We start from the raw sequence: 18,238 nt of genomic DNA on the forward strand, positions 1-18,238 counted from the left end.
TATGATCATGCCCAACCGGTGTCATGTCACCGATTGTTCCCGTGTTCCCGCCCCCGGGATCCGTCAGTCGCGGCGCGACACGAGCAGCCGCAACAGCGGCAGGTCCACGCTCTCCAACGTGGACACCCTGGCCACCCCCGCGGGTACGGCGTCCGCGCCGCCCGCCAGGATGACCGCGCAGCCGGCGGCGCGGGCGGAGGCGACCCCCGTGGGGCTGTCCTCGATCGCCACGCAGTCCTCCGGATCGACCCCGAGCTTCCTCACGGCGGTCAGGTAGGGGTCGGGCGCCGGCTTGTTCCTGGCGCTCTCCTCGGCCGCGATCGACAGCTGGAACCGGTGCGCGCCGATCGTCTCCAGCACGATGTCGACGATCCGCCGGGGCGACGCGCTGACCAGGGCCGCCGGAATCCCCGCCGCATCCAGTGCGTCGAGCAACGGGAGCGCTCCCGGCAGTGTGGTCACGCCGGCCTCGACCCGGACGGTGAAGGCCTTGGTGATCATGGTCTCCACCTCCCGCCGCGTCGGTGCGCCGTCGGCCATCCGGATGAGGTGCTCCGCGGCGTCCTCGATCGACAGGCCGAGCAGGATGTGCTGATCCGAAGCCGCCAGGGCGGACCCGAGGTGGAGGGCGACCTCGAAGCAGGCCGCCCACCACAGTCCCTCGGTGTCCACGACGGTGCCGTCCATGTCGAACAGGACGGCACCCAACTGCCTGGACGACTTCGGTGGCTCAGACGACATCGTGCTCCGGGACCGGAGTCTTCGCCGAAGCCGCCGTGGCGCCCGAGGACGCCGATACCAGTACGGGACGTTCCACGAGCTCGATCCGCACGCGAGTGCCGGGCGCGAGCCGCACGCTGTCGTGGCCGGGCACGTCGGCGAGCACCTCGATGTCGCCGAGCTGCACGCGCAGCTGCGCCGTCGACCCGCGGAACGAGGAGACCAGGACCATGCCCTCCGCCTCCGCGTCCGGCGTGAGGCGCACGGCCTCCGGCCGGATCAGCACGTCCACGTCCGGCGTTCCGGGAAGGTCGCCGTCCACGGGCAGCGTCTGCCCGAGCACCGCCACCTGGTTTCCGTCGATCCGGCCGGGGACGCGGTTCATCGTGCCGACGAACTCCGCCACGAACGGCGTCGCGGGCCGGTCGTACAGCGTGGCCGGGTCGGCGACCTGCTCCAGGCGGCCAGCGCGCAGCACGGCGACCCGGTCGGCCATCGACAGGGCCTCCTCCTGGTCGTGCGTCACGAAGATCGTCGTGATGCCGAGCGAGAGCTGAAGCCGCCGGATCTCCTCACGGAGCGAGACCCGGACCTTGGCGTCGAGCGCGGACAGCGGCTCGTCGAGCAGCAGCACGCGGGGCTCCAGAGCGAGCGCGCGGGCGAGCGCGACACGCTGCTGCTGCCCACCCGACAGCTGGTGCGGGAACCGCCCGCCGATGTGCGGCAGGCCGATCAGCTCCAGCAGCTCCTGAGCGCGGGCGTGCCGCTTGGCGGCGGGCACCTTGCGGACCCGGAGGCCGAAGGCCACGTTGTCCCTGATGTTCAGGTTGGGGAACAGGCTGTAGGACTGGAACACCATGCCCGCGTCCCGCTTGTTCGCGGGCACCCGGGTGATGTCCTTGCCGTCGACCAGCACGGTGCCCTCATCCGGCTGCTCGAAGCCCGCGACGCACCGCAGGGCGGTGGTCTTGCCGCACCCCGACGGCCCGAGCAGGGCGATCAGCTCGCCCGACTCGATGGTGAGGTCCAGCCCGTCCAGCGCGGCGGTGCCGGAGAAGTTCCGACGAAGCCCGCGCAGCTCGACCTTGGCCCCGTTCATGAGCCACTCCTTTGCCTAGCGCCGGCCGACGACAGGACGAGCAGCAGCAGCCAGGTGATCAGGAGGCTGAACACCGAGACGGCCACAGAGACCTGCGCCTGCGAGCCGGAGATCGTGTAGATCCAGACGGGGAAGGTCTGGAAGTGCAGCAGACTCGCGATCGTGAACTCTCCGAGCACGAGCGCCAGCGTGAGGAACGACGCACTGGCCAGGGACGACCTCAGGTTCGGCACGATCACCCTGAAGATCAGGTGCGGCCACGACGCGCCGAGGTTCCTGGCCGCCTCCACGAGCGTGCGCACGTCGATCGCGCCCAGGCCCGCGTCCAGAGACCGGTAGACGAACGGCAGCGCCAGGATGACGTAGGCCAGCACCAGCACCACGGGGAAGTTCTCGTCCTGGATCGCGAAGATCGTCTGGTAGAACGGCGTGCTCGCCAGGTAGTCAGGCCCGAACTGCAGCACCGTGTTGATGCCGGCGACGAAGGTGATCGGGGGCACGACCAGGGGGAGCGTGCACACGATCTCCATGATCGGCTTCATCTTCGGCACCCTGAGCCGTACGGCCAGCATGGCGGGCAGGGTCAGGAGCAGGACCACCGCGATGGTGGCGACACCGAGACCGATCGACAGCAGTAGGGACTGGCCGAAGCCCTCGGTGGTGAAGATCTGGCCGTAGGCGTCCAGGGAGAAGTCCTGCTCGGGCGCCTTGACCGTGAACGTGAACGAGGCGATCAGCGGAACCAGGAAGTAGACCGCGGCGATCGCCAGGATCGCGCCGCGCCATACCCGGATCCGGCGCCGCCTGCCGGGCCCACTCACGGGTCCGGCGGCCACGGCCGGGGGAGTCAGCTGAGCCATCGGGCCCTCGGGAGTCAGCGCAGCCATCGGGCGCTCCTTCGCTGCAGCGGGAGGTAGACCGCCATGACGAGGCCCGCGATGATGATCATGTCGAGGCTGAGGGCGAGCGCGACGTTCTCGTGGCCGATGAGGACGTTGCCCGACAGCGCGTTGGCGATCTGCAGGGTGACCAGGGGGACGGTTCCTCCGACCATCGCCGCCGCCGTCGCGTACGCCGCGAAGGCGCCGCCGAACAGCAGGACGACCCCGCCCAGCAGGGTCGGCGTCAGCACCGGGATTCCGACGTGCCGCCAGTACTGCCAGGTGTTCGCGCCGTTGTTCTGGGCCGCCTCACGCCACTGCTGGCGCAGGCCGTCCAGCGCCGGCACGACCACGACGACCATCAGCGGAATGGAGAAGTACAGGTAGACCAGGGCGAGGCCCCAGAAGTTGTACAGGCTCCACCCGGCGGAGTCGAGGCCGAGGGCCTTGGTGATCACGCCGGAGTTGCCGAGGGTGGCGATCCAGGCGAAGGCCAGGGGAATGCCGCCGAAGTTCGACAGCACGCCCGAGGCCGTGAGCACCGCCTCGCGCAGCAGGCGGAACCGGGAGGTGACCACCGCCTGCGCGAGGAACGTCCCCAGCAGCGCGCCCACGACCGCGACGAGCGCGGAGAGCTTCACGCTCCCGATCATGGCGGTGAGGTAGGCGCCCTGCACAGACTCGGTGATGTTCGCGGCGCTGAACGCGCCGTCCCGCTTGAACGTGCCACCGAGAATGATCACGAGGGGGACGCCGAAGATCAGGGCGACGAAGGCCAGCAGGGGAACGGTCGCCAGCCAGCTCTTGGACTTCGTACGGCGACCGCCGGAGGCGGAAGCCGTACGAACCGCTGAGGGTGCGGACATCAGCCCGCGACCGCCGCGCCCCAGCCGCTGGCCAGCGTCGCCTTGGCCTTGTCGACCTGCTCCGGCGTCGGGAACGTCGGGGTGCCGTCAACCGTGGGAAGCTGCGACACCAGGGTGGCGTCGGCGCTGCCGTCGGCCTGCATCGCGGGCAGCAGCACCGGGCGGGCGTAGCCCTTCAGCCAGAGGTTCTGGCCCTCGGCGCTGTAGAGGAACTCCTCCCAGAGGCGGGCGGCCGCCGGGTGGGGACCCGTCTTGTTGATCGCCTGGGAGTAGTAGCTGGCGTACTTGCCGTCGGTCGGGATGGCGATCTTCCAGTCGACGCCCTTGCCCGCGAACTCCTTGGAGTAGCTCGCGTTGAGGTAGTCCCAGTCGATGCTGATCGGGGTCTCGCCCTTCTCGACCGTGGCCGGGGTGGACTCGACGGGGTTGTAGTTGCCGGACTCCTTGAGCTTCTTGAAGAAGTCGAGGCCGGGCTGGATGTCGTCGAAGGAGCCCTGGTTGGCCAGCGCGGCGGCGTAGACGCCGGCGAACGCCGAGCCGGACTTGGTCGGGTCGCCGTTCATGGCGACCTTGCCCTTGTACTCGGGCTTCAGCAGGTCGGCGAAGGTCGCCGGGCAGTTGGTGACCTTCTTCGCGTCGCAGCCGATCGAGACGTAGCCGCCGTAGTCGTAGAACCAGGCGCCGTTCGCGTCCTTCTGGCCGTCGGGGATCTTGTCCCAGCTCGCGACCTTGTAGTTCGCGAACAGGCCTTCCTTGGCGCCGCTCAGGGCGAACGCGGCACCCAGGTCGAGGACGTCGGGGGCGCGGTCCTGGCCCTTGAGGGTCTTGACGGCGTTGATCTCGTCCTGGCTGGAGCCGTCGGGGTTGTCGCTGTTGACCTTGATACCGTACTTGGTCGAGAACGCCTGGATGATCTCGCCGTAGTTCGCCCAGTCCGGCGGGAGCGTGATGACGTTGAGCTGGCCTTCCTTCTTAGCGGCCTCGACGAGCTTGTCCATGCCGCCGAAGTCCGCGGCGGAGGTCGCCGCGGCGGCGTTCGTGCCACCGGCAGCGGTCGTCGTGTCCGACTTCGGCGCGGAGCCGCATGCGGCGGCTGTCAGGGTGGCTACGGTTAGCGCGGCCATGACGCCGGCGATACGAGTGGACAACGGGTGCCTCCCACTGAGATATGTGGATCGAACCTAGAGCAACTTGTACAAACAAGCGAGACCTAGTAAGTCGGACTTTTATGTCACAGATATGAACGGAGAGGGACCGGGACGATGGCGCGTTATGAACACATCGCGGGTGAACTGCGGGACGCGATCGTCCGGGGCGACTACCAAATCGGCGCCCAGCTACCCACGGAGGCCGAGCTGGCCTCCCGTTTCAACGCGGCACGGGGAACGGTCCGCCAGGCCGTCGCGGTCCTGGTGTCGGAAGGACTCGTCGGCACCCGGCAGGGCGCGCGGCGGATCGTGCTCGGAAGTGAGCGCAGCCAGAGCTTCGCCGAGTTGCACAGTTTCGCCCAGTGGGCGCGCTCGGTCGGCCACCGGGCCGGAGGTCTCGTGCTCGACTCCCGCCGCCGTCCGTCGACCTCGTCGGAGGCGGTCCGGCTCGCGATCACCCCGGGTGAGGAGGTCCTCGCCGTGCTCCGTCTCCGCCGCCTCGACGGCGAGCCCGTCCTGGTGGAGCGGACCGTCTACGCGAGCTGGATCGCCCCGGCCGTCGAGAAGCTCGACCCGGCCTGCGAGTCCGTCACCCAGGAGCTCTACGAGACGGTCGGCCTCGTCTTCGCCTACGGCGAGCACCTGATCGACGCCGTCGCCGCGGGAGCCGAGGACGCGCGGCTGCTCGGCGTCCGCCGCGGCAGTCCCCTGCTGCGCCAGCGGCGCACGACCACGAGCCAGGAGGGGCGCCCGGTCGAGTGCTCGGACGACCGTTATCGCGCGGGCAGCGTCACCTTCAGCATCCGGAACTCCACGACGGCGAACTCCCTGGTCCGCAGGGCCGGCGACTGACCCGGGCACGCGCCGCCGCTGTGGCGACTTGCGTTCGATCTCCTGGGAACGTATGTTCGAAGTAGCGGGCATTTCTGCCCGATTGATCCGCCCGTCTTCCCCCGGGTGGCAGTGAAGCCACAGGGAGAAGGCGTCTTGAGCAGACTCTACGGTGATCCGATCGAGGTGTGGGTCCGGGACGGTCAGCCTGCTCAGTTCGTCTGGCGGGACCGGCTCTACGCCGTACGGCAGGTGCAGGACCACTGGGTGGTCGCCCGTGAATGGTGGAAGACCCACGACGCCGACCCCGGGGAGCGCCGGTTCTGGCGGCTCGAGGCCGCCGCGGGCAGGGACGTCGGCACCTACGAGCTGCGCTTCGACACCGCGAGCGGCGGCTGGCTTCTCTTGAGGGCCTGGGACTGATGGGAACGGTCCGGGGATTTCCGAGCAGGAGGGCTCCGATGACCTCCTTCACTCATCTGCACGTGGCCTCGGCCTACTCGCTCCGGTACGGCACGGCGTTCCCCGACGCCCTCGCCCGGAGGGCGGCCGAGCACGGCATGGACGCGCTCGCGCTGACCGACCGCGACGGTCTCTACGGCGCGGTCAAGCACATCCAGGCGTGCCACGCCGTCGGGGTCGATCCGATCGTCGGCGTCGACCTCGCGACCGAGACGCGGCCGGCGCGGCCGGGGGACGAGCCGGCGCGGATCGTCGTGCTCGCCCGGTCCGGCGGCTGGGCCGCCCTGTGCCGCCTGGTCACCGCGGCCCATCACGCGGGGGAGCGCGGCGAGCCGTACGTGACGCCGGGGATGGTGGCCGAGCACGCGACCGGCCCCGACGGCGACCCCCGGCTGGTGGTGCTGCTCGGCCCGCGGTCCGGCGTCGGCCGCGCGGTGGCGGAGCGGCGGGACGAGCAGGCCAGGACTCTGCTGGCCGCCTGGCGTTCCGTGGTGCCCGAGCTGGTCGTCGAGCTGTCCGACCTCTTCGGCTACCACGAGGCGAACATCGCCACCCGCATGCTCGCACTGGCCGGCTCGATGGGCGTGCCCGCCGTGCTCACCAACGCGGTGCGCTATCTCGATGCCGCCGGCCACCAGGTCGGCAACGTGCTCGACGCGGCGCGCAAGCTCGTGCCCCTGCACACGCGGCACGTCGAGAACCCCACCGCGCACGCCTACCTGAAGGACGGTCAGGAGATGGCCCGCGTCGCCTTCAAGATCTGCGGGGGAGACGCCGACCGCGCCGGGCGACTGCTGGCGCGGACGCGCCGCGTCGCGGAGCAGTGCCGGCTGGACCCCGTCGAGATCGTGCCGCTCCTGGACGAGGACGATCCCCGGCTGCACCTGCCGGAGATCGGCGAGGACCCGGTTCCGCTGCTGCGGCACCGGTGTGAGGACGGGCTGATCGACCGCGGCATGGCCCGCTCGCGCGACGCGAGGGAGCGGCTCGCCGCCGAGCTGGACATCATCGAGAAGAAACGCCTGTCCGGATATTTCATCGCAGTCGCCGGTATCACGGACATGATCCGCTCGATGGGCATCCGTTGTGCGATCCGGGGCTCCGGCGCGGGCAGCCTGGTCAACCACCTCATCGGCATCGGCGAGGTGAACCCCCTCGAGCACGGCCTGCTGATGGAGCGCTTCCTCTCCGAGGGGCGCCGCGGCCTGCCCGACATCGACGTCGACGTGGAGTCCGCCCGCCGCCTCGACTGCTACCGGGCCATCCTCGACAGGTACGGCGAGGCGCGCGTGGCCTGCGTCTCGATGATGGAGACCTACCGGGCCCGCAGCGCCCTCCGCGACGTGGGAGCGGCGATGGGCCTGCCGCCGCACGAGATCGACGTCATCGCCAAGGCGTTTCCGCACGTCAGAGCCAAGCAGATCAGCGCCGCCCTGTCCGACCTGCCCGAGCTGCGTGACAGCGGGCTGAACGACAGGGGGCTGCAGAACATGTTCCGGCTGGCGGAGCGGCTCGACGGGCTGCCCCGGCACATCGCGCTCCACCCGTGCGGGGTGCTGATCGGCAACTCCGCCCTCCGCGACCGGACGCCGGTGGAGCGCAGCCTGCTCGGCTTCCCGATGTCGCAGTTCGACAAGGACGACGTCGAGGAGGCCGGCCTGCTCAAGCTCGACGTGCTCGGGGTGCGCATGCAGTCGGCGATGGCCTACTCGCTCAAGGAGATCGAGCGGGTGGACGGCGAGAAGGTCGAGCTGGACGCCGTCCCCCATGACGACCGGCCCACCTACGACATGATCCGCACCGGCCGCACGCTCGGCTGCTTCCAGATCGAGTCGCCGGGCCAGCGGGAGTTGGTGGCCAAGCTCGAGCCCCGGACCATGCACGACCTGATCGTGGACATCTCGCTGTTCCGGCCGGGACCGGTCAACTCCGACATGGTCACCCCCTACCTGGAGGCCAGGCACGGCTACCGCGAGCCGTTCTATCCGCACGACAGGCTCAAGGACGCGCTCCGGGAGACCAACGGGGTGGTCGTCTTCCACGAGCAGGTCCTGAAGATCATCGATGTGATGACGGGGAAGGGCCTGTCGTTCGCGGAGAAGATGCGCCGCACCCTCGGGACCCCGGCGGGCCGGGAGATCGTCCGGTCGTGGTTCGTGCCGCTCGCCAGGGAGAACGGCTTCGACGACGCCGCGGTCGATAAGGCGTGGAAGGTGCTCGACGCGTTCGGCGGCTTCGGGTTCTGCAAGGCGCACGCGGCGGCGTTCGCGCTGCCCACCTACCAGTCGGCCTGGCTCAAACGGCACCACGCGGCCGCCTTCTTCGCCGGCGTGCTCACCCACGAGCCCGGCATGTACCCCAACCGCGTGATCCTCGACGAGGCCCGCCAGTGCGGGGTCGACGTCCTTCCGCTGGACGTCAACCGCTCCGGCAGGGAATGGCTCGTGGAACGGACGGGTCCCGTCGCGCCCGGCGGCCCGGGCGGGCCCGGGATCGGGGAGATCGGGCGCGGGTACGGCCTGCGTGTGCCGTTCTCGGCGGTCAAGGGGGCGAGCGACGCGGAGGTCGACCGGATGGTCGCGGGCCGGCCGTACACCTCGATGGCCGACTTCTGGGAGCGGGCCCGCCCCTCACGCCCGACGGCCGAGCGGATCGTCGAGGTCGGCGGCTTCGACGCGCTGTACGGCCTGCGGCCGGGCGAGCCCCGGTGGCGGCCGGGAGAGCTGACTCGGCGCGACCTGGTCGCCCAGGTGGGCGCCCTGGACCGGGCGTCCTCGACGGGCGTGGCCGCGTCCGGAGCGGCCGTGCAGCTTCCGATGGGGTTCACCGAGCAGGTCATACCGGGGGAGCTGCCGGAGATGACCGAGGTGGAGGCGGTCGAGGCGGAGCTGGCGATCCTCGGCATGGACGTCAGCCGTCACGTGATCGCCTTCCACGACGAGCTCCTCGACGCCATCGGCGTGACCAGGTCGAAGGACCTGCTGAAGCAGCGCAACGGTGCGGAGGTCCTGGTCGCGGGGGTGAAGGTGGCCACCCAGACCCCGGCCGTGCGCTCGGGTCAGCGGGTGATCTTCGCGACGCTCGACGACTCGACCGGCCCGGTCGACCTGACGTTCTTCGAGTCGGTGCAGGCGCACACCGCGGCCACGGTGTTCGGGTCATGGCTCCTGCTGGCCCGGGGGGTGGTCAGGCGCACCGGCGGGAGGGCCGTATCGCTGCGGGCCGTCCGCTGCTGGAACCTGCTCGACCTCGACCGGCTGTGGCGGGCCGAGGGCATCGGGGCCGTCCGCGCGGTGCTGAACGAGCAGCCCGCCTCCGGCACGGGTGTGGGCGGGCGGCCCATCGAGTACGGCAACGGCTTCCGGCAGTCGCCCTACTCCGATATCGGGCCGACTCCGGGGGTGCGGGAAGGCCGGATCCGCGGCCATCCGGCGGAGCCCCAGCGGCGGCTCTGGCATGCCAGCTCGGGCAGCTCCGGGCCGCCGCCCGGGCGGTGACGGTCCCGGCCGGTGGGCTCCGCGGCGACCGAGCCGGAGCCCGATGAGAGGACGTAGCTCGAGTGATGCGACGGCTGCCGGGCCTGGAGCCGCCGTTCCCGGAGCTCCGGGAACTCCCGGTGCTCGAACGCCCTCGGCGCATGCCGGGTCTCCCCGAGGAGGGTGATCTCCCGGACGGTCGCGGCGCACAGGACGGCGGCGATGATCGTGGCGCCCAGTTGCGGCAGCCCCGCGCCGGTCAGCCCGGCGTGCCCCGGCCGTACGAACACCAGGAACAGCGCCACCAGCAGGCTCGCCCACCAGCAGACGCCCAGGAGCAGCCAGCGTCCACGGCCCTCCTCGACGGGCACGGACCGCCCGCCGGCTTCGGTCCAGGTGACTCCGTTGCGGGAGGCTCCGGTCGCGCCGGCGTCGCGCCAGGCGCGGTCGACCAGGACGAGCGGCGCCACCAGGTTGACCCCGGGCACGAGCCAGGACGCGAGGAGTCTCAGCCTGGAGGTTCCGGGCAGGGCGCGCCGCAGCCAGGTCAGGTAGGCCGCTCCCGCCGCGAGGGTCGCGATGGTCAGCGCCATCATCAGGATCGCGAACACCGTCACGGCGCCCGCCACCTCACGGGCTCCGGGTGCCTCGGGGTTGCCGCCGAACGCGGCGATCTGCTGGGCCAGCCGGTGCCCGCGGGCCTCTTCGAAGACCACCAGCGCGGCCATCGCGACGACCTGGAGCGTGAGCCAGGCGTACACGCCGGCGGCCGCACGGCTCACGGGTGACGAGGTCGACCGCATGTGATTCTCCCCCCGGCGTGCGCGGAACTTGTCTCAGTCCTATCCCGTCAGTGATCCTCTTAATCAGGTGAAGTTGCCCGGCCCGGTGCAGGCGGGGACGCTCACCGGCCGGCGCTCCGTCTCCGTCGGCTCACGCCCGCGGCGACCATGACACGATCTCTCCACGTATCGCCCGAAGTGGCCACTATGCTGCCGCCTAGCCATAAGAGCGGACGTATCCATCAAACGGGCCGACTGGGCAACGTACCGACAAGCCCCTGTAGACAGGTGATCGCACTGAGCAGCCGGGATACCTCGCCGAGTCGCGCCGACGAAACGGACGGGCACCCGGTGGCCGCTCAAGAAGGGCGTCTGATCCTGGAGGAGTCCCCGGCGCCCGCCACGTCCGCCGAGCAGGAGGAGTCCTCCAGCGCGGAGGGGCGGGGGTCCTCGAGCCGGTTCCGCGGCGACATCGAAGGGCTCCGCGCGGTCGCCGTCGGGCTGGTGCTGCTGTACCACGCGGGACTACCCTTCCTCCCCGGCGGATTCGTCGGCGTCGACGTCTTCTTCGTCATCTCGGGCTTCCTCATCACCACGCAGCTCCTGTCGGAGATGGGCAGGACCGGGACGATCTCGCTCGTCCGGTTCTACGCCCGGCGGGCCAAGCGGCTGCTGCCGGCCGCGGGAATCGTCCTGCTGGTCAGCGCGGTGCTGACGCGCCTGTTCATCCCGGCGACGCGATGGAGCGAGATCGGCGGCGACATCGCCGGCGCGGCCCTCTACGTCGTGAACTGGCGGTTCGCCGACCGGTCGGTGGACTACCTGGCAGAGGACTCCCAGCCCTCTCCGGTGCAGCACTTCTGGTCGCTGGCGGTGGAGGAGCAGTTCTACCTGGTGTGGCCGCTGCTGATACTCGCCGCCATCGTGGTGGCCCGGATGCTCCGGGGGCGGACCAGGCCGACGCTCTGGGTGGGCCTGGCCCTGGTGGTCATCCCGTCGTTCGCCTGGTCGCTGAGCGAGACGGCGAACATCCCGGCCCGCGCGTTCTTCGAGACGACCACCCGCATGTGGGAGCTGGGGATCGGCGCCGCGGTGGCGCTCGCCGCGGGCGCGTTCACCCGGCTGCCGCGCGGCCCGGCGATCGGACTCGGCTGGGCCGGCCTGGCCGCGATCGCCGCGGCCGGGCTGCTCATCACCGGCGAGACGGCGTGGCCCGGCTACGCGGCCGCGTTGCCGACGCTCGGCGCGGCGGCGGTCATCGCGGCCGGGTTCTCGGTGACCAGGGGAGGGCCGTCGTCGCTTCTCGCCCTGCGGCCGTTCCGCTGGATCGGCGGCCTGTCGTACTCGCTCTACCTGTGGCACTGGCCGCTGCTCGTGGCGGCGACCGCGTACCTGGGCGAGCTGTCGACGGCGAAGGGCCTGATCGTCGCGGCCGCATCGGTCGTCCCGGCCTGGCTGACCGCCCGACTCGTGGAGAATCCCCTCCGGCATTCCGCGGCCATCTCACGCTCGTCGCGGCTCGCCCTCAGCATGGGCGCCAACTTCACCCTCCTGGGCGTGGCCGCGGGTCTGGTCCTGCTGCTGGGCGTCACCACCACCCAGATGCCCGCGGGCGCGGTCGCCCAGGGCGCCGCGGCACTCGGCGACAAGCCGCGCGACAGCCCGGCCGGAGCCGTGGTGGACCGCGTCGACTGGATGACGCCGACGCCCACCGAGGCGACGGAGGACGTCCCGGACGCGTACGCCAACGGATGCCAGCAGGTCACGACCAAGTCCGAGGTGGTCACCTGCCAATACGGCGACAAGAGTGGGCCGACCACCGTGGCGGTGGTCGGCGACTCCAAGATGGCCCAGTGGATGCCGGCCCTGCAGTCGCTCGCCGACCAGAACGGCTGGAACATGATCACGTACTTCAAGTCCGCGTGCGGCTACTCCCTGGCGACGACCCAGTACGACGGCACGCCGTACCAGTCGTGCCGGGAATGGACCGACGAGGTGCGCCGGCGGCTGACGTCGGACCCGCCGGACTTCGTGATCACCTCGCAGGGAGAGGGCAAGGCGCTGGACGAGGGCGGCGGGCCGACCCAGGCGGCCATGGTCGAGGGCCTGCGCGGCGCCTGGTCCGAGCTGACGTCGCTGCGGACGAGGGTCGTGGTGGTGGCCGACAACGCGCCTCCCGGCCTGAACGTCTACGAGTGCGTCGCGAAGAACCCCGAGAAGTTGTCGGCCTGCGCGTTCGACCGCAAGCGGTCCGCCGCGAGCGCGGCGCCCACGCAGCGCCTGGCGGCCAAGGGCCGGCCGCGCGTGGCGTTCGTCGACCTGTCCGACGCCATCTGCCCCGCCGAGCGGTGCGCCCCCGTTATCGGCAACGTGCTCGTCTACCGCCAGGGCTCGCACATCACGGCGACGTACGTCGAGTCGCTCACCCCGCGGCTCGCGACGGCCCTGACCAAGGCGAAGCTGCCGACCGCGTATCAGCCGGGCACGAGCTGACGGCTCGGCGAGCCGCTGAACGCCTCAGGCGCCCGCCGACCATTCGATGAGGGGCGGCCGCACGGCGGCGCGCAGCGGCTCCCCTCTGCCGTCGGTGAGCCCGAGACGCGCGACGAGCCGTCCCCCGCGGACCGCGGCCTCGACGGTGGCGGGGTCGACGGCGTCGAGCATGAGCTTCGCCCGGCGGAACATCGTGAAGGCGCCCGTGTCGTCGACCGAGCCCCAGGCCAGGTAGATGAACCGCCCGCCTGGACGGCCCTGGATGTGGGGTCCCCTGATGTCCGCGCCGCCTGGCGTGGCGACGGCCGTGCACTCCAGCGTCCACGCGGCCGAGGACGCGTCGCCGGGATGGAGGCCGAGCAACTCGTCACGGCGGTCCCGCCTCTGGACGCCGACGTGGATGCCGTCGTAGCCGGGGAAGCCTGCGTTGGGAGGGCACGAACGGCCGGGCAGGTTCGTCGCCTCGATGTGGATCCGCACTCCGCCATCATCGCCTGCGACCGGGCCGCGCGCCGCCCGATGTCCCTCACCCCAGGACGAGGTCCCGGATGTCCTTCAGCGTGGCCTCGTCGCGCGGGCCCATGACCAGCAGGTTCGTCACCGGGCTCTTGCGCCACAGTTCGAGCCGTTCGCGGATGCGGCCGATGGGGCCGACCAGCGAGATGCCGTCGGCGAGTTCGTCCGGGATGGCGGCGAACGCCTCGTCCCTGCGTCCCTCCAGATAGAGCGCCTGGATCCGCTCCGCGGCCTCGGCGTACCCCATCCGGCCCACGATGTCGGCATGGAAGTTGCGCGTCTTGGCGCCCATGCCGCCGATGTACAGGGTGAGCATCATCTTCACCCCGTCGATGGCGGCGCGGACGTCGTCGGTCACGATGACGTTCACCATGGCCGCGACGTCGAAGCCGGGAGCCGCGCCGGCGAGCGCCTCGCCGTACATGGCCTCGATCTTCTCGGGGAAGACGAACAGCGGGAGCCAGCCCTGGCCGACCTCGGCGGCGAGCGCGACGTTCTTCGGGCCCTCAGCGCCGAGGTAGAGGGGGATGTCGTCGCGGAGGGGATGGGTGATCAGCTTGAGCGGCTTGCCCAGGCCGCCGGGGAGCGGCAGGGGGTAGTGCGGCCCCGGGCCGGTGACGGGCTCCTCCCGGCGCCAGACCTTGCGCATGATCTCGACGTACTCACGGGTCCTCGCGAGTGGCCGGGAGAACGGCTGGCCGTACCAGCCCTCGACCACCTGGGGTCCCGACGCGCCCACGCCGAGGAGCAGGCGCCCGCCGGTGAGGTGGTCGAGCGTCATCGCGGTCATCGCGGTGGTGACGGGAGGCCGCGCGGACAACTGGGCGACGCTCGTCCCGAGCTTGATCCTGCTGGTGCGCGCGCCGTACCAGGCGAGGGGCGTGAAGGCGTCGCTCCCGTAGGCCTCGGCGGTCCACACCGACTCGTAACCGAGCCGTTCGGCCGTCTGGACCAGCTCGGTCGCGTCGTCGGCGTTCCGCTGCCAGTATCCGAGGTTCAGTCCCAGTCTGAGATCGTCAGCCACGCCCTTAAGTAGAACACGTTCTAGCTCGCTGGGCCAGCGGTCGACGGATATGCGCGCTCCAGATGTACGGCTATCGCCTCCACCGCCGTCGCGGCGTCGCCGTCCCTGATCGCATCGTGGATACGGCGATGGTCGGCCTGCAGGCCCCCCGTGTCGCCCAGCCGTACGACGGCGTCGATGGCGAAGCGCTGGACGGCCCCGCGCAGCGCCTGCATGATCGCCGAGGTGAGCCGGTTGCCGGAGGCCTCGGCGATGGCGGCGTGGAAGGCGACGTCGTGCTCGACGAACTCCTCCGGGCTCCGCGCCGCGTCCATGGCCGCGATGGCCCGCGCCATGGTCTCCAGTCCCGCCCCGGAGCGGGCCGCGTGCCCGGCGGACCACTGTTCGATCATCAGCCGCGTGTCGACAACCTCGCGCAGCGACAACGTGGCCAGCCCGAGGTGCAGGCGCAGCAGGCCGGTGAGCGCGCTGCCGGGCCGCGAGGTCAGGACGGCTCCCGCGTCCGGGCCCCGTCCCACCTGCGACGACACCACGCCCAGGCTCTCGAGCACGCGCAGGGCCTCGCGGACCGACGACCGGCTCACCTGGAGTTGCTCGGCGAGTTGGCGTTCACCGGGCAGCCGGTCGCCCACGGTGAGGCCGTCGGCCGCGATCCGCTCCTCGATCCGCGCGAGGACTCCCTCGAAGGCGCGCACGCGGGCCGGGTTACGCGCTTGCCCGCCGAGCTCGGTCACGGGGCCTCCTCCGGTGTCGCGTGGTGCGTGCGGGATGATGCATGTATGGTCTGACCATATTTGGTCTGACCATACACGCGGGAGGGCATGTGCGGGTCGCCCTGTTCATCACCTGTGTCAACGACACGCTGTTCCCGGACACCGGGAAGGCGGTCGTGACCCTGCTCCGGAGGCTCGGCGTCGACGTCGACTTCCCGGAGGCGCAGACCTGCTGCGGGCAGATGCACCTCAACACCGGCTACCGCGACGAGGGCGTACGGCTGGCACGCCGGTTCGTGGACGTCTTCCGCGACTACGACGCCGTGGTCGTCCCCTCGGGGTCGTGCGGCGCGATGGTGCGGGAGCAGTACCCCAGGCTGGCGGACGACGGCGCGTTCGCGGAGGCGGTGGCCGGGACCGTCCCGCGGGTGTACGACCTGTCGGAGTTCCTGGTCGACGTGCTCGGCGTCACCGACGTCGGCGCCTACTTCCCCCATCGGGTCACCTACCATCCGACCTGCCACTCGCTCAGGGGCCTCCACCTGGGCGACCGGCCGAGGAGGCTGCTCGAGCAGGTCAAGGGGCTCGAGCTCGTCCCGCTGCCGGGCGCCGAGGAGTGTTGCGGTTTCGGCGGCACCTTTGCCGTGAAAAATCCGGATATATCGGCGGCCATGTGCAGCGACAAGGTCCGCAACGTGCTGGACACGGGCGCCGAGGTGCTCTGCGCGGCCGACAACTCCTGCCTGATGCACATCGGCGGCACACTCACCCGTCAGAAGGCGGGCGTGCGGGTCATGCACCTTGCCGAGATCCTGGCGTCAACGGAACCGGGGAACACCCGCGAACGGGAGGACTCGCGATGAGCCGCACCTTCCTCGGCATGCCGGGAACCGTCTCGATGATGGGCTACACCGGCAAGGAGACCTTCCCCGAGAACGCCGCGAAAGCCGTACGGAACTCCCAGCTCAGGTTCAACCTGCGCAAGGCGACCGGGACGATCCGCGGCAGGCGGGCGAGCGTCGTGGGGGAGCTGCCCGACTGGCCCGACCTGCGCCAGGCCGGCAAGGCGATCAAGGACCACACGCTCCGCAACCTGGACACCTACCTCGTGCGACTGGAGGAGGCCGTCACGAAGGCCGGCGGCCACGTGCACTGGGCCCGCGACGCCGCCGAGGCCAACCGGATCGTCACCGACCTCGTCAAGGCCACCGGCGAGACGCAGGTGGTCAAGGTCAAGTCGATGGCCACCCAGGAGATCGGGCTCAACGAGGCCCTCCACGCGGAGGGCATCACCGCGTACGAGACGGACCTGGCCGAGCTGATCGTCCAGCTCGGGGACGACTGGCCGTCCCACATCCTGGTCCCCGCTATCCACAGGAACCGGTCGGAGATCCGCGACATCTTCGTCCGGCACATGTCCGAGTGGGGCCGCCCGGCGCCGGAGCGGCTCACCGACGATCCCGCGGCCCTCGCCGAGGCGGCCCGCCTCCATCTGCGGGAACGCTTCCTGTCCACCAAGGTCGCCATCTCCGGGGCCAACTTCATGGTCGCCGAGACCGGGACGCTGGTCGTCCTGGAGTCCGAGGGCAACGGCCGGATGTGCCTTACCCTCCCGGAGACGCTGATCAGCGTGGTCGGGATCGAGAAGCTGGTGCCGACCTGGCGCGACCTCGAGGTGTTCCTCCAGTTGCTGCCCAGGAGCTCGACCGGCGAGCGGATGAACCCGTACACCTCCATGTGGACCGGCGCGACCGAGGGCCAGGAGTTCCACCTCGTCCTGCTCGACAACGGTCGCACCGGCGTGCTCGCCGACGACCTCGGCCGCCAGGCGCTGCGCTGCATCCGGTGCTCGGCCTGCCTCAACGTCTGCCCCGTCTACGAACGCTCCGGCGGCCACGCGTACGGATCGGTCTATCCGGGCCCGATCGGGGCGATCCTCACCCCGCAGCTGCGCGGGATGGGGTCCGAGCTCGACCGGTCGCTGCCGTACGCCAGCTCGCTCTGCGGCGCGTGCTACGAGGTGTGCCCGGTCGCCATCGACATCCCGTCGGTCCTGGTCGAGCTGCGCGGCCGGAGCCGCCACCCGGTGGCCGAGCGCGCGGGCATGGCCGCCGCCGGCTGGGTCTTCGAACGGCCGGGACGGCTGGCCCGCGCACAGAGGATGGGCGGCCGGATGCGCCGCCTCGTACCGAAGCGGCTGCCGGGCCCGCTCGGCGGATGGACGGACACCCGCGACCTGCCCGCCATTCCCAGGGAGTCGTTCCGCGACTGGTGGAACCGTACGGACGGAGGCTCACGATGAGCGCTCGCGACGTGATCCTCGCCCGTGTCCGCGCGGCGGTCGAGGGCGTCCCCGAGGTCCAGATCCCCCGGGCTTACCGGGGTCCGGCTCCCGCCTCCGAGGGCCTGGTCGACCTGCTGGCCGAGCGCGTGCGCCACTACAAGGCCGCCGTCCACGTGGTCGAGGAGGCGGGTGTGGCGGCGCTCGTCGCCGCGTCGCTGGCCGAGCGCGGCGCCCGGCGGCTCGTCGTGCCGGAGGGGTTCCCCGAGCCCTGGCTGCCGTCCGGGGGGTTCGAGCGGATCGGCGACGAGCCGCGGCTGAGCGCCTCCGACCTCGACACGGTCGACGGGATCCTGACGACGTGCGCCGTCGCCGTCGCCGAGACCGGGACGATCGTGCTGGACGCCGGGGCGGGTCAGGGACGGCGGGCGCTCACGCTCCTGCCGGACTACCACCTGTGCGTCGTGCGGCGGGACCAGATCGTGGCGAACGTCCCCGACGCCGTCGACCGGCTCGACCCGGCACGTCCCCTGACCTGGATCAGCGGCCCCTCCGCGACCAGCGACATCGAACTCAACCGGGTCGAGGGCGTCCACGGGCCCCGGACGCTCGAGGTGGTCGTCGTGACCTCCGCCTGAGACCTCACTGGTGGTGGCGTTCCACCCCCAGTCCGAGGGCTTCGGCGACCTGGCCGACGTTCTGGTACCTGAGGTCGGGCAGGTCGCGTACGGCCCGCAGCACGGCGTCGGGGGCGTTCTTGGCGCGGGCGTGGGTGAGGAGGTCGTGCGCGTCCGCGGGGTAACGGGCGTCGCTGAGCCATTTCGCCAGGTTGCCGCGGCGCTCCACGTCGGCGGGCGTGATGCCGATGCCGCCGTCGGGCCCGTGCTCCCGGTGGTCGTCGAGACGGGGGGAATGCTCGGCGCCGCCACGTTGGATACTCATGACC

The 18,238-nt window shown here is 71.1% G+C and carries 16 protein-coding genes; 7 read left to right on the top strand and 9 right to left on the bottom strand.

Annotated elements, in window-relative coordinates; translation table 11 throughout:
* Positions 1-63: 63 nt before the first annotated feature.
* From Pph01_RS26570 to Pph01_RS26590, 5 genes are read right to left on the bottom strand one after another with little or no spacing between them, the layout of a single operon-like run.
* Complete coding sequence (locus Pph01_RS26570; RefSeq protein WP_204075896.1) at positions 64-741, bottom strand: HAD family hydrolase; 678 nt, start codon at positions 739-741, stop codon at positions 64-66.
* Positions 731-1,819 carry an ABC transporter ATP-binding protein gene (locus tag Pph01_RS26575; RefSeq protein WP_204075897.1) on the bottom strand — a complete coding sequence of 363 codons (1,089 nt, stop codon included), beginning with the start codon at positions 1,817-1,819 and terminating at the stop codon, positions 731-733. The genes Pph01_RS26570 and Pph01_RS26575 overlap by 11 nt, the downstream gene beginning before the upstream one ends.
* A complete protein-coding gene (locus Pph01_RS26580) occupies positions 1,816-2,706 on the bottom strand; it encodes an ABC transporter permease (protein ID WP_239117033.1) in 891 nt (296 codons plus the stop codon). Before Pph01_RS26580 ends, Pph01_RS26575 begins: the two co-directional genes overlap by 4 nt.
* Complete coding sequence (locus tag Pph01_RS26585) at positions 2,694-3,566, bottom strand: ABC transporter permease (protein WP_204075898.1); 873 nt, start codon at positions 3,564-3,566, stop codon at positions 2,694-2,696. The genes Pph01_RS26580 and Pph01_RS26585 overlap by 13 nt, the downstream gene beginning before the upstream one ends.
* On the bottom strand, positions 3,566-4,714 hold the full coding sequence (locus Pph01_RS26590) for an ABC transporter substrate-binding protein (RefSeq protein ID WP_239117034.1): 1,149 nt from the start codon (positions 4,712-4,714) through the stop codon (positions 3,566-3,568). Before Pph01_RS26590 ends, Pph01_RS26585 begins: the two co-directional genes overlap by 1 nt.
* A gap of 114 nt (positions 4,715-4,828) precedes the next feature.
* Between Pph01_RS26590 and Pph01_RS26595 the strand changes: the two genes are divergently transcribed.
* The 4 genes from Pph01_RS26595 to Pph01_RS26610 all read left to right on the top strand — a co-directional run bounded on the left by Pph01_RS26595 (position 4,829) and on the right by Pph01_RS26610 (position 12,758).
* Positions 4,829-5,566: a GntR family transcriptional regulator gene (locus tag Pph01_RS26595; protein ID WP_204075899.1), complete on the top strand. Its 738-nt coding sequence runs from the start codon at positions 4,829-4,831 to the stop codon at positions 5,564-5,566.
* A 135-nt stretch (positions 5,567-5,701) separates the two neighbouring features.
* Positions 5,702-5,968, top strand: a complete 267-nt coding sequence (locus tag Pph01_RS26600; RefSeq protein WP_204075900.1) for a DUF6504 family protein — start codon at positions 5,702-5,704, stop codon at positions 5,966-5,968.
* 38 nt (positions 5,969-6,006) lie between these two features.
* Positions 6,007-9,504, top strand: coding sequence for a DNA polymerase III subunit alpha (locus tag Pph01_RS26605; RefSeq protein ID WP_204075901.1), 3,498 nt, complete (start codon positions 6,007-6,009; stop codon positions 9,502-9,504).
* 1,112 nt (positions 9,505-10,616) lie between these two features.
* On the top strand, positions 10,617-12,758 hold the full coding sequence (locus Pph01_RS26610; RefSeq protein WP_204075902.1) for an acyltransferase family protein: 2,142 nt from the start codon (positions 10,617-10,619) through the stop codon (positions 12,756-12,758).
* Positions 12,759-12,782: 24 nt separating this feature from the next.
* On the opposite strand, the gene Pph01_RS26615 is transcribed toward Pph01_RS26610, so the two are convergent.
* The 3 genes from Pph01_RS26615 to Pph01_RS26625 are packed head-to-tail and all read right to left on the bottom strand — an operon-like array spanning position 12,783 to position 15,032.
* Positions 12,783-13,238: a DUF5990 family protein gene (locus Pph01_RS26615; RefSeq protein ID WP_204075903.1), complete on the bottom strand. Its 456-nt coding sequence runs from the start codon at positions 13,236-13,238 to the stop codon at positions 12,783-12,785.
* A gap of 46 nt (positions 13,239-13,284) precedes the next feature.
* Positions 13,285-14,298 (bottom strand): LLM class F420-dependent oxidoreductase, encoded by a 1,014-nt coding sequence (locus Pph01_RS26620; protein ID WP_204075904.1) that lies wholly within the window; start codon positions 14,296-14,298, stop codon positions 13,285-13,287.
* A 20-nt stretch (positions 14,299-14,318) separates the two neighbouring features.
* Positions 14,319-15,032: a FadR/GntR family transcriptional regulator gene (locus Pph01_RS26625; protein ID WP_204075905.1), complete on the bottom strand. Its 714-nt coding sequence runs from the start codon at positions 15,030-15,032 to the stop codon at positions 14,319-14,321.
* 89 nt (positions 15,033-15,121) lie between these two features.
* Here Pph01_RS26625 and Pph01_RS26630 point away from each other — a divergent pair, with 89 nt between their 5' ends.
* Genes Pph01_RS26630 through Pph01_RS26640 form a run of 3 tightly spaced genes read left to right on the top strand, consistent with a single transcriptional unit; the run spans position 15,122 to position 17,930 of the window.
* Positions 15,122-15,874 carry a (Fe-S)-binding protein gene (locus tag Pph01_RS26630; protein WP_204075906.1) on the top strand — a complete coding sequence of 251 codons (753 nt, stop codon included), beginning with the start codon at positions 15,122-15,124 and terminating at the stop codon, positions 15,872-15,874.
* Positions 15,871-17,313 (top strand): lactate utilization protein B, encoded by a 1,443-nt coding sequence (locus Pph01_RS26635; protein WP_373315686.1) that lies wholly within the window; start codon positions 15,871-15,873, stop codon positions 17,311-17,313. The genes Pph01_RS26630 and Pph01_RS26635 overlap by 4 nt, the downstream gene beginning before the upstream one ends.
* The gene (locus tag Pph01_RS26640) at positions 17,310-17,930 is read left to right on the top strand and encodes a LutC/YkgG family protein (RefSeq protein ID WP_204075907.1); all 621 of its coding nucleotides are present in this window, start codon (positions 17,310-17,312) and stop codon (positions 17,928-17,930) included. Before Pph01_RS26635 ends, Pph01_RS26640 begins: the two co-directional genes overlap by 4 nt.
* A gap of 4 nt (positions 17,931-17,934) precedes the next feature.
* On the opposite strand, the gene Pph01_RS26645 is transcribed toward Pph01_RS26640, so the two are convergent.
* Positions 17,935-18,234, bottom strand: coding sequence for a DUF2795 domain-containing protein (locus Pph01_RS26645; protein ID WP_204075908.1), 300 nt, complete (start codon positions 18,232-18,234; stop codon positions 17,935-17,937).
* Positions 18,235-18,238: the final 4 nt, after the last annotated feature.

The organism is Planotetraspora phitsanulokensis (assembly GCF_016863295.1).
GTDB lineage: Bacteria > Actinomycetota > Actinomycetes > Streptosporangiales > Streptosporangiaceae > Planotetraspora > Planotetraspora phitsanulokensis.